The organism is Shewanella sp. DNRA4 (genome assembly GCF_012843185.1).
Taxonomy (GTDB): Bacteria; Pseudomonadota; Gammaproteobacteria; order Enterobacterales; family Shewanellaceae; genus Shewanella; species Shewanella xiamenensis.
Genome location: NZ_JABAIP010000006.1, coordinates 238626 through 250909, shown reverse-complemented (window position 1 = coordinate 250909; position 12284 = coordinate 238626). Strand labels below are relative to the sequence as shown.

The following is a 12284-nucleotide window of genomic DNA, read 5'->3' as shown; positions in this document are numbered from 1 at the left end:
CACCTGATCCCATCCCGAACTCAGAAGTGAAACGCAATCGCGCCGATGGTAGTGTGGGGTCTCCCCATGTGAGAGTAGGTCATCGCCAAGCGCCTAATTTAGCTTAATGTGCAAACGTTAAGTTAAAGGAGCGGTAGTTCAGTTGGTTAGAATACCGGCCTGTCACGCCGGGGGTCGCGGGTTCGAGTCCCGTCCGCTCCGCCAACATTTCGATAAGCCCTAACAGCAATGTTAGGGCTTTTTCGTCTTTGGAATTTATCTATTTTAATTGTTGCGGAATCCTGTTCTGCAGCATTTATCCCTCTCATTTATGAGCGCATCACTGTGTGATGTACCATACCAATCGTATTCAATATCTGTTCATTTAGCGGAGTGCAAAGCACTTTAGGCAAGGTGAAGGCTTGAAGGCATAATGGGCTCTGCCAAAAGCCTCGATCGCAGTATAAGCGCTTTACCATGCAGTGAACACCTGACAGCCTTAAAGGCATCCTGCTTCCTGTGGGATTGACTTAAAATGGAATAACTCTTTCTGCGTTATGCGCCTCGGATTGAAATACCTGTAAGGCTATGAACTGATGAGATATTGATGTGGCTGGTTTCAATGGCGAGCTAAATTTAGTGGTAACGGGACAGCGTCAGTGGTTTGCTTAAATGAACTTGAGAATGAAAATACTCGACTAAAAAGCGGTTAAAGGCTGAAGTAATAGCAGAGATGATAATCCAATGTTGTTGATCACTATAAATATCCCTTTAGTGATTAGAAGAATATAGCCTACTTAAAAATCACTAAAAGTGGCCATAGGGATCGCTCTTATCGGCCTGATTTAAACTGGTTTATAGCGTCTCTAAGGCTAATATTTTGCCACTAAATAGCTTAAAAGCTTTGTTTGACTAAGAATCGCCATTCCCAACTGTTTACTGAATCGCCCCCCGTGTAAGGTACCGAAAAATCGATATGGGCGACGTTGCCATAACTGGATCTAGATGAATAAATCCGCGCGCCAATACCTATGCTACCGAGTGGGCCGTTGACTTCGTTATTGTCGGCTAAGGGACCGCCAGAGGCTTGGCCTACATCTGCAAAGACTGCCCAGCCGAGTTCGGCTAATTGGTATAAGTTGATATTCGGATAATTGCGGATTTCGGCGGTAAATAACCATTGGTTATCCCCTTGTTGATATTCGTTGGGATAACCTCGTACTCCAGTTTCATCCCCAAGTCCTTGAGTTAGATCGAGATAGGTATTATTGGACAGGCTTGCCCAAGCTTTGCCATAGGCAATCCATTTAGGATTGATTTGATAGAAGTATTCCGCTTGTACATTAGCCTGAAAAGTGTCTTTTTGCGTGGTGCCTAGAGTGCTGGTCGCGCCCATTTCCAGTAACCAAAGATGTTCATCAAATTTATAACCCCTACTGGTTTGCCATTTAAAGTGGTAACCCACTGGGTTATTGTCGCCGATATCATTGGTTTCAATACCGAGTTGGATATAGTGATGCCATCCTAAGTTAAAGTCTTCATTATTACGGATCAGGTGCACGTTGTTGAGTATCTGAAAATCATCTTGAACATATTCATAGGCAACCCAGGGATACATAAAGTCCCTATCTTGTGGTAACTCTGAGTTGGGATACACCTCTGAATTGGCAAACTCGTGTTTGTCTTGGGTAAAGCCAGCAATAAAGCGAGACAGATTGTCGTTGCTTCTATTGAGTAACCAACCATATTGCAAATTAAGGTAATCGACAGTGTGGGCAAACTCGTTCACCTCTTGCCCATTTTGTCTCAAAATATCGGTGCGGCTATCATCTAAAAACTCGGCCGAGTACATGGTCTCAGTATTCAATGAATAGAAAGGCTTGCTCACGTACACATGTTTAGCTTGGCCGTCACTATTATCATAAAATTCAGCGGCGACAATGCCGTGATCGATAAAACTCACGGGTGCCTCAAAGGCAAACTTATAGCCAGTGCGGGATTCGTTAGATTGATACTTTAAGCGGGTGCGAATGCCAGTACCTAGAAGGTTATCTTCTTTTACGCCAAAGGAATAACGAGTGTCTCCTCCTGAGTTGCTAAAGCTGGCCGTTGGCAGTAGCGACCAGTTGTCCCAAGTTTCAATAATAATGGATTCATCTTCGAGGGGAGAATCCGTTTGGGGATCTTTCTCACTTGTATAAACTTTGGCATCACGAATATAGGGTTCGGCGCGCAGTAAACGTTGAGACTCATCGAGATCTTTTTGGGTGACCGTATCGTTTTCGCTAAAGGTAAGCTTATCGCGAACCACATATTCCTTGGTATTTATATGCAGATAGTTCGCCCAACGGTGGATAAAAAATGCATCGGGATCTGACTCGTCGAAGATCGGGTTGCTCACCACGATGATCTTACTAACCTTTTTTGGGGCTTGATCCGAGGTGGTTTTGGGCGCAACCTCATCCGCTCTGGCTAGGTTGACTAGACCACAGAGGCAACAAGGTAGAATCGATGCATACAGGGTAAACTTCTGCATAAAACCACTCCCGTAAACTGGATGGCGACAGCTTAAGGTTCTGCTGTGCTTCACAATTTAATAACACACGGGATATGACGATTAGTCAAGTAAACATTTTAATAAGATTATGATTTTTCATAAGGTTATTTTAAGAATAGGGCTGGGATTGGTGCCAGCCCTGAGGATGAATGTTATAGCGTACGCCTTGGTGGTACTACGACGTTGGCAAAAATCAGTCCGGCGATAAGCGACATAAAGATCAAAAAGATCTGTGAGCCAATATGGGATTGGTTAAGCATAGTTTCGCCGGAGATCAGCGCGTTCAGCCCTATGTAGGTTTTACTGCCGGGTACTAAGATCACAATGCCTTGCAGCAATGCAATTGAGGCGGGAGCCTTCATCCAACGGGCATAAAGATTGGAGTAAACTCCTACGGCTAGGGCACCAAAAAAGATCCCCACCGAATCCCCAAAAAAGTGCCCACCTAACATGGCGGAGAAAAATGCGACAATTCCCGCTAGAACGCCCCAAGGCGAATCTTGCATCCGTGCTTTAAAGATGAACACCAGCGCCATAGAAAGGATGGGCACCGCTGACCAAATCGCCCAGCGAGGCAGTCCTTCCGGTTCGATATAAATGGCCTCACCGAAGAAGGCTTTACCAATTGCCATCCCTAACACTGCACCAAAATATAGCTTAAACAACAGCATACTGGCGTCCATGATCCGCGCCGTGCCCGAAATCAAATCGCGTGCCGCCAGCTCAGCAAGCCCCAAGGTTAAGGCTAAACCGGGAATAAAGATGATGATCGAGGAGAGGATAACCACGGGAATATTAATATTAGGGTCGATGCGGGCAATGGCGCAGGCGGCAATGGCGCAAACAATCGTCGCGAATGGCTCTAACACTTCTGCCATGCGTGTCGAGCGCTCGGCGCGGTATACAAAGCCATAGACTAGCAAGCCTAACAAACCAGACCAAAATACATCGTTCCACCCTGTGCCCATCAACATGGCAAATGCCGCTGCTGAGGTGCCGAAGGAAAAACAAGTTAGTGCTGGGCCGTAGGGGTTGGGTTTGTTGGCGATTTCCTCTAGCCTGTCTAAGGCTTCGGTGAGTGTGCGTTTACCTGAGGTGAGTTCATCCACCAGTTCATCGGTGCGGGCGAGAGAACCTAAATCCAACTCGCCGGGTTTTACCCGCGCAACATGGTTATATTCTTGATCGGTATCGTGTTGTAATACGAAGGTCATGGAGGTCGGCGAGATTAAAAAATAACCTTCGATTCCGAGCGTCCGAGAAACGGTTTGTAAATGGGTTTCAAGACGGTAAGCGGGTGTGCCAAACTTATGCAAAGCCTTACCTAGCTTAATGATAAATTTACGCTTTTCGAGAAACTGTTCGTTATCCAATCGGGCTATTCGCTGTATAAAAAGTTGTAAGAGATTGCGCGCGCATATTAACCTATCTCGTCACTAAAAGGTTAATGGCTTTTAACCTTAATACAAATAAATTGCTGAATTTTTGCGGTGTATACCGCGCTTATGTTAATTAAAAGGGAGTTGTTATGCCATTAATCGTAACAGGGTTTTACGCCAGCTTGACTGGGTTGTTGATAATCGCGCTGGCTTATCGAGTGGTGAAATTAAGACGAAGCCAAAAAATCGGGATTGGCGATGGCGGTAACAATGCCTTGGCGCTGGCTGGCAGGGTGCATGCGAATCTGATTGAGAATGCGCCCATCGTATTGATTTTAATGCTGGTGGCTGAGGCGGGTGGTTTGGCGCATTTCTATTTGCATTGTTTTGGTACAGTGTGGATTGTGGCGCGCTTGCTCCATGCAATAGGGTTAACTCAGGGGAAAGGCGGTTATCATTTGGGCCGTTTTTGGGGCGTGCTGCTCACTTGGTTAGTGACTATCAGCCTAGCCCTAGTCAACTTAGTGCATTTTTCCCAAAGTCTGTAACTGCTGGGATAGGTAATGGCCGTCTAAGCCATATCCTTAGCCACTTTAGGGGTATTAAGCGCATTGGCGTAAATACCTCTAAAAACACCTCGGCTGCTGTTTTTTTAATCGCACTTATCCCTGTTTGCCTGCTATACTCCGCGTCCCTAAATCGGTGCGGCTTGCTTTTGTCTGCACCTTTGTTTGACATTACGTTTTTGGGTCAAAATCGATGCAAGTTGAATCCACACTGTTTAGCCATCCCAAGTATTGGGCCGAATGTTTTGGCACAGCGCCTTTCTTACCTATGTCCCGCAAGGAGATGGAGAAATTAGGCTGGGACAGCTGTGACATTATTATCGTCACTGGCGATGCCTATGTGGATCATCCTAGTTTTGGTATGGCGGTGATTGGCCGTATGTTAGAAGCCCAAGGCTACCGTGTTGGGATTATTGCCCAGCCTGATTGGTCGAGCAAAGATGCCTTTATGCAGCTAGGGCGCCCGAATCTGTTTTTTGGCGTTACCGCTGGCAATATGGATTCAATGATCAACCGTTATACCGCCGATCGCCGTATTCGCAGCGATGATGCTTATACTCCGGGCGATGTCGGCGGTAAGCGCCCCGACCGCGCTGTGACGGTTTATACCCAACGTTGTAAAGAAGCCTACAAAGATGTGCCTGTCATTATCGGCGGCATCGAAGCGAGTCTGCGCCGTATTGCGCACTACGATTATTGGTCGGATAAAGTCCGCCGCAGCGTGATTTTTGATGCCAAGGCCGACATCTTGATGTACGGCAACGCCGAGCGTCCGCTGGCCGAAGTGGCGCGTCGTTTAGCGGCGGGTGAAGCGATTGCGGATATTCAGGATGTGCGCGGCACTGCCGTTATCCGTAAAGAGCCTATGCCCGAGTGGCGAGGTATGGATTCTCGCAAAATCGATCAATTGCATAAGATCGATCCTATCCCGAACCCCTATGGCGCCGACGATGTGGGCTGCGCCAATTTATCAGGCCCATCGGATGTTAAAATTTTCGATAACGATGCGCCAAAACCTATCAGTGTGCAGCCACCACGTCCTAAGCCATGGGATAAAACCTATGTGCTGCTGCCTGCCTTTGAAAAGGTGTCTGAAGACAAATATTTATACGCCCATGCTTCGCGGATTTTGCACCAAGAGCAAAACCCGGGTTGTGCGCGAGCACTGTTCCAGCCCCACGGTGACCGTGGCGTGTGGGTGAACCCGCCAGCTTGGCCACTCAATACCGACGAAATGGATGCCGTGTTCGATTTACCCTATCAACGGGTGCCGCATCCTGCCTACGGCAAGGAGAAAATCCCTGCCTATGACATGATCAAAACCTCGATCAACATTATGCGCGGCTGCTTTGGTGGCTGTTCATTCTGCTCGATTACCGAGCACGAAGGCCGAATTATCCAGAGCCGTTCGCAAGAATCGATTATCAAAGAAATCAAAGATATTCAGGATAAGGTTCCCGGCTTTACTGGGGTGATTTCCGACTTAGGTGGCCCCACTGCCAACATGTATCGCCTCGGTTGTACCAGTGAAAAAGCGGAGAAAACCTGTCGCCGTTTATCCTGTGTCTATCCATCGATTTGCGGCCATTTAGGCACAGACCATAAACATACTATCGACTTGTACCGCGCGGCTCGTGCTGTGCCCGGCATTAAGAAAATCTTGATTGCTTCGGGTGTGCGTTACGACTTAGCGATTGAAGATCCTGCCTATGTCAAAGAGTTAGTCCAGCACCATGTGGGCGGCTATTTGAAAATCGCCCCTGAGCATACCGAAGAAGGGCCGCTCAGCAAGATGATGAAACCCGGCATGGGCGCCTATGATAAGTTTAAAGAGCTGTTTGATAAGTTTTCTAAGGAAGCGGGTAAAGAGCAGTTCCTGATCCCTTATTTTATTTCTGCGCATCCGGGCACGACCGACGAGGATATGTTAAACCTCGCGCTCTGGTTGAAGGAGCGTAAGTTTAAGCTCGACCAAGTACAAAACTTCTATCCATCGCCAATGGCGAACGCGACGACCATTTATCACACTGAGCTGAACTCGCTGAAAAACGTCAAGCACACCAGTGAAGTGGTGCCAGTGCCGAAGAAGGGCCGCCAACGCCGCTTGCATAAGGCGCTGCTGCGATACCACGATCCAGCGGGTTGGCCTATTATCCGTGAAGGCTTGATTGCCATGGGACGTGAAGATTTGATTGGTAACAGCCCGAATCACCTCGTGCCGCCAGAAGGGCGCAATGAGCGTGGCCCGAAATGGATGAAGGATGCTAACCAAGGGCAAAAAGCGCTGACCCGCTTCTCGGGTAATCAGTTTGATGAGCGTAAAGGTAAGGGCGATGCCAAGGGCAAACCGAGCGCAAGCAAGCCTAAGGGACCAAAGTCTGGGGCGAATGCGGCGCAAAGTCAGCAGCCTAAAACCAGCCGTCCCGGAGCTAAGGCGCCATTTGGCCAGTCGGGCTTTAAGGGCAAAGCTGAGCAGGGTAAAGCGGGTCAAAATAAGGCGGGTCAGCAAGGCCGTGCGGGTAAAGCCTCTTCTGGTCGTCAGCAGGCCAAGTAACGGCAAGCTGCTCGTCAGCGAAAAAAGCCACTCCAGTAAACCGATTTGGAGTGGCGCAGAGATGATGGCAAACCAGCGGTACCATCCAATGAGTGTTTGGCGAGCGTTTGTAGACGGAACGTGCGCCGCACTCCGGTCTCAAATGGGCTAACGGATATGAGGAACGTGAGCCATTAGCCCCTCAATGTACGGGAGAGCCTGATGAAGACTTTCCATCCCTAAAAGAAGTAGTTAATCCCAACGGCAAAGCCGTTATCTTCCTGAGCGTCGAGCGCGGCATCATCCATGTTACTGAAATTCAACTTCATTTCTGCAAACATCACTGTGTCATTACTGTAACGATAGTGCAGCCCTAACATGGCGAATTGGCGGGTCCATTTGCCTTGAATGGGTGTGCTGGCATCTGTGTCTAAGTCGAGATAGCTCAGGACAATCATAGGCACAAAGCCATTATCGAATTGATAGGCCGTCATCAGCTCGGCACCCGTGGCATCGTAGAGATCGCCGCCGACCAGTTCATTGTTTTTACTTTTATGGGCGTTAAAACCGACATACAGACCACTCGCCTCGCGATTATCGGCATAGTGGTAATAGTCACCGTACATGGCGCCAATTCCGATGATCTCATTGGTTTCATCAACTTGAGTGCTGCCTAAGTGGCCTTCGAAGTCGCCACGGTTAACGCCGGCGAGTAATTTAAATTTGTCAGTGAGCGAGTAGGTTAGGCTAGCACCGTAACTGCTGTCGAAATTGAGCTCAGAGTTAGTCATTTCGCTGCCGTCGTCGTTTTTTAAGGTGACATCACCATTGGTTTTGGCGGCGTATTGTAGGGCGATTTGCACTGGGCCAAAGCTATTGCGGTAAATAAAGGCGGAGTCGGCGCGGCCTGTTCCGGTTAACCCGCCATCGCTAAAGGCATAGGCACCGACACTATATCCGGCGAAGACGTTCGGTAAGTCCGTTGTGCCTGCGACATCGTAGTAAGCGCCCCATTGCTTACCAAAGCTGAGACTACCCCATTCATCGTGTGACATACCGACATAGCCTAAGCGGTTGTAGAGGAAGTCTTCGGTTTTTTCGGCGGCCAATTTGCCACCTTGCATCACTAAACTGTCATCGCTAGACACCATGTTGATGCCCCATTCCGTGGTGGCAAAGGCGGTCCAGCCATTTCTCTCGCTGCGTTCAAAGCTAAATCGTACTCGGGAGGAGTCATCGATTACTGAGGTATCGTGGCTGTCGTTGAGTGCCGCGAAGCCTAACCAACCGCTTAAATCTAATGAATTTTTTTGATCGTTATAGAGTTCAATCGCTTGGCTGCTGGTGGCCACCAACAGCATAGGTAGCATTAACGCTATGCAGGTTTTTTTCATCATTCCACCGAAATTTGGCAAGTTTTGTCTGGGGACCTTAAGTACTGTGGCTTAAGGTCCCTAAAGACGGATTGCTGTTAAGTTTCTTATTTATTAAGGGATTAGACTCGCAGGTGCATTGTGCTCACGCCGCTTTGATCCCAACGCTTGGGGTTTTATTTGAAATCACCCCGTAGATGGTCCAACCGAAGAAGGTCGCGATAGCACCTAACATCACAGCAGTTTCACCAGAGCTATAGAGGGCGTAGAAGCTATACAGGGCGCCGATAATCGCAATCACGTTGGCAACACGGGCTTTGTTGGCTGGCACCTTGAGTTGTTTTTGCATCACACCTAGGGCTGCCATCGACAGGATATAAGGCACAATGTTCGTTACCACCGCAAGGTTAACGAGCGCTTCAAACTGTTTGCTCAGTGATGGACTGATAGTCATCAAAGACAGCAGGGTTTGAATCGAAACGATGATGGTCATCCCCCAAATTGGCGCATCTGCTTTGCTGACTTTAGCGAACACTTTAGGGAAGAAACCTTCATCGGCAGAGGCTTTAAACACTTGCGCGATAGTGAACTGCCAACCGAGCAGTGAACCTGTACAGGAGATAATGGCGCAGGCCATTACGATTTTACCCACAACAGGGTTAAACATTTGCGCGAAGGCTAAACCAAAAGGTGCGTTTGAATTAGCAAGTTCGGCGTTAGGCACAATCCCAGCTATCACGTTGGTGGAAACGATATAGATAAGCGCTGCTCCTAACGTTCCGCCCATTACGGCGATAGGAACGTTTTTCTCTGGGTTATCAACGGCCTCTGAGTTAGCACAAGCCGATTCTAAGCCAAGGAATGCCCATAAGGTCATCGCGATAGAACCGCCTAAGGCTTTGAAGAACGGCATATCATGTGGGTTCCATGCACCTTTATAGAGGTCGATGTCGAACCAGAACCAACCGACTAACGACACGCCAATCACTGGCAGAATAATCCCCCACACGGTCACGCTGCTCACGCGGCCTGTAATGCGAGCACCACCAAAGTTTGCGACAGTGGCTAACCAAAGCACGCCAATGGTGGCAAGACAGATAGCCATAGGGCTTAAGTTAACTTCGAGTAATACGGCTGCGTAACCTACGGCGGAGATGGCGATGGCGACGTTAGCGATAAGTAGCGAAACCGCATAGGTGTAGTTCGCCATAAAGTTACCGCTGCGGCCAAAGGCATATTCGGCATAACCGCCCATACCACCGGTTTTTTTACTGAACATACCGCATTTTGCAAACGCAAAAGCCAGCGCGGTTGAGCCTGCGGCGGTCACAAGCCAAGAAAGCACAGAGATAGTACCGACTTGGGCTAATTGGGTGGGCAGCATGATAATCCCAGAGCCCATCATATTCACTATGGTGATAATCGTTAATTGGACAACGCCAATTTTATTTTCTGATTTACTCATAATAATGACCTAATAATATAATTCATTATAGAAGGTTGAAATTGACTGTAGAGCGGGGTTAATTAACTCTACAGTCAGATTCAATTATTTATTTAATACATAACCTAAGGCTTGGATTTTTCCGTCTGGTGTGTTTTCGAGGTAAACACCTTGTAATTCTGGAGAGAATCCGGGTAATAAATTGATGCCTTCTTCAAGGGCTAGGAAATAACGTTGTACTGCGCCACCCCATATTTCACCTGGCACCATACATAACACCCCTGGTGGATATGGCAGGGCGCCTTCTGCGGCAATTCGCCCTTCGATTTGTGACAGTGGCACTAATTCAACATTGCCGCGAATAAACTCGAGGTTAGCTTCCTGTGGGTCCATTACTTTTGTTGGGAAGTGAGCATGGCGGAACATTTCTTTTTGCAATTGTTTTACGTCATGGCTGACATAAAGGTTGTGCATTTCTTGGCAGAGTTGACGAATGGTATAGTCTTTATAACGTGCTTTATTGGCGTTATAGACGTTTGGCAATACTTCCGATAATGGCGCATCTTCATCGACTAATTTCTCGAAGCGAGATATTTGCGACACTAAGTGCTGCATTTTTGCCATATCTTCCGCAGGTGTCATCAAGAATAAAATCGAATTTAAGTCGCACTTCTCGGGAATAATATTATTTTCACGTAAGAAGTTAGCCAAAATAGTTGCGGGAATACCAAACTCAGTATATTTACCAGTTTCGGCATCGATACCTGGCGTAGTTAATAGGAATTTACAAGGATCAACGAAATATTGGCCTTTTTCATAGCCCTCGAAAGAGTGCCATTTTTGTCCGGGTTCAAACTCGAAGAAACGTAAATCATCGGCCATTTGTTCAGTTTGATAATCCTGCCATGGGCGCCCCTCGATCATACTTGGGATAAATGGCTTGATATATTTACATTTTTTAAGCAGTAACTTACGCGCTTCGATACCGGCTTTTACCGCTTCACGCCACAGATAACGGCCGCTGGCGCCTTCGTGCATCTTAGCGTTCACATCCAATGCAGCAAACAGAGGGTAGAAGGGGCTGGTAGAGGCATGCATCATAAAGGCGTTGTTGAAGCGTTTATGGTTGCAGTATCTGGCTTGGCCTTTGATATGTTTATCTTTTTTGTGAATTTGCGAGGTTTGTGAGAACCCAGCCTGCTGTTTGTGCACTGACTGAGTCACGATAATACCGGGATCTTCAGGTGTCAGTTCCAGCAGCAGTGGCGAGCAGTCGTTCATCATAGGAATAAACTGTTCATAGCCAACCCAAGCAGAGTCAAACAGGATGTAATCACATAGATGACCAATACGATCAACCACTTGGCGAGCATTGTAGATGGTGCCGTCGTAGGTGCCGAGCTGGATAATCGCTAAACGGAATGGACGTTGTTCATCGGCACGCTCAGGCGCAACGGCGCGGATCTGCTCCCTTAAATAAGACTCTTGGAAACAGTGGGCGTCGATACCACCAATAAAGCCGAAGGGGTTACGGGCGGTTTCCAAATAAATCGGTGTCGCACCCGCTTGAATTAACGCGCCATGGTGGTTGGATTTATGGTTGTTACGGTCGAATAATACCAAGTCACCCTTCGCCAGCAGTGCGTTGGTCGCCACTTTGTTTGAAGAAGAAGTGCCGTTGAGCACAAAGTAGGTTTTATCGGCGTTAAATACCTTCGCCGCGTATTTTTGTGCATCCAGTGGCGCACCTTCGTGGATCAATAGATCGCCGAGTTTAACGTCGGCATTACACATATCTGAGCGGAAAATCGTTTCACCAAAGAAATCGAAAAATTGGCGGCCCACAGGATGTTTACGGAAGAATTGCCCCCCCTGATGGCCTGGGCAGGCAAAGGTGGAGTTACCCATTTCCACGTATTTTTTCAGTGTGCCAAAGAAAGGTGGTAGTAGAGCTTGCTCATATTTTTGGACGGCGGTTTCGACCTGTTTTCCATAGAAATCGGTATTGCTACCGCAGAGTTCAAATACCCCGGTAATCGAGGAGCAAATATCATCTGGGAAGGTTTCTTCACAGCAAACGGATACGAAAATAGGCAGTTTTAATCCGGTATTTTTAATTTTTTCAACAATACCATTTTTAACATCATCAACAGAAACTACAGCCGCGCCCACATCGCAAAAATCAGTGGTTAATACATTGACAACTTCTCTGTCTATTTCAAAACATGATCTAACAGATAAGCTGGCGGCAACTTTTAATGATTTCATCGTTAATTTCCCTTTTACTTTAAAAAGTTTTGGATACAACTTGGCCTATACCTAATTAAAAATATTAATGGTATTAAATTAGATATGGCTATTCCGTGTGCAGATATGATGAAGCTATAAGTCGTCCAAGAATAAATAGATAGATTTATTCAAAATGAATGACTTAGCCGCAGCGTTACTGCACG

Annotated in this window: 7 protein-coding genes, 1 tRNA gene and 1 rRNA gene; 4 read left to right on the top strand and 5 right to left on the bottom strand. The window is 47.4% G+C overall.

From position 1 onward, the window contains the following. Together rrf and HG547_RS08805 are read left to right on the top strand one after the other, a co-directional pair. Positions 1-91 (top strand): 5S ribosomal RNA (rrf, locus tag HG547_RS08810); the annotation flags it as partial. Between the two features lie 36 nt (positions 92-127). Next, positions 128-204: transfer RNA gene (locus tag HG547_RS08805), tRNA-Asp, on the top strand. Positions 205-874: 670 nt separating this feature from the next. Here HG547_RS08805 and HG547_RS08800 read toward each other — a convergent pair. Next, positions 875-2515, bottom strand: a complete 1641-nt coding sequence (locus tag HG547_RS08800) for a hypothetical protein (RefSeq protein WP_169547636.1) — start codon at positions 2513-2515, stop codon at positions 875-877. A gap of 173 nt (positions 2516-2688) precedes the next feature. After that, positions 2689-3909, bottom strand: a complete 1221-nt coding sequence (locus HG547_RS08795; protein ID WP_037413798.1) for a threonine/serine exporter family protein — start codon at positions 3907-3909, stop codon at positions 2689-2691. A gap of 155 nt (positions 3910-4064) precedes the next feature. Between HG547_RS08795 and HG547_RS08790 the strand changes: the two genes are divergently transcribed. Then, positions 4065-4463: an MAPEG family protein gene (locus HG547_RS08790; RefSeq protein ID WP_169547635.1), complete on the top strand. Its 399-nt coding sequence runs from the start codon at positions 4065-4067 to the stop codon at positions 4461-4463. A 211-nt stretch (positions 4464-4674) separates the two neighbouring features. Further along, positions 4675-7035 (top strand): YgiQ family radical SAM protein, encoded by a 2361-nt coding sequence (locus tag HG547_RS08785; protein ID WP_169547634.1) that lies wholly within the window; start codon positions 4675-4677, stop codon positions 7033-7035. Positions 7036-7253: 218 nt separating this feature from the next. Here HG547_RS08785 and HG547_RS08780 read toward each other — a convergent pair whose 3' ends face one another. The 3 genes from HG547_RS08780 to speF form a co-directional block, all read right to left on the bottom strand. Beyond that, positions 7254-8408 (bottom strand): porin, encoded by a 1155-nt coding sequence (locus HG547_RS08780; protein WP_169547645.1) that lies wholly within the window; start codon positions 8406-8408, stop codon positions 7254-7256. Positions 8409-8532: 124 nt separating this feature from the next. Continuing rightward, the gene (gene potE / locus HG547_RS08775; RefSeq protein ID WP_037413789.1) at positions 8533-9852 is read right to left on the bottom strand and encodes a putrescine-ornithine antiporter; all 1320 of its coding nucleotides are present in this window, start codon (positions 9850-9852) and stop codon (positions 8533-8535) included. An 84-nt stretch (positions 9853-9936) separates the two neighbouring features. Continuing rightward, entirely contained in the window at positions 9937-12099 is a 2163-nt protein-coding gene (speF, locus tag HG547_RS08770) for an ornithine decarboxylase SpeF (protein ID WP_169547633.1), read from the bottom strand. Positions 12100-12284 lie beyond the last annotated feature (185 nt).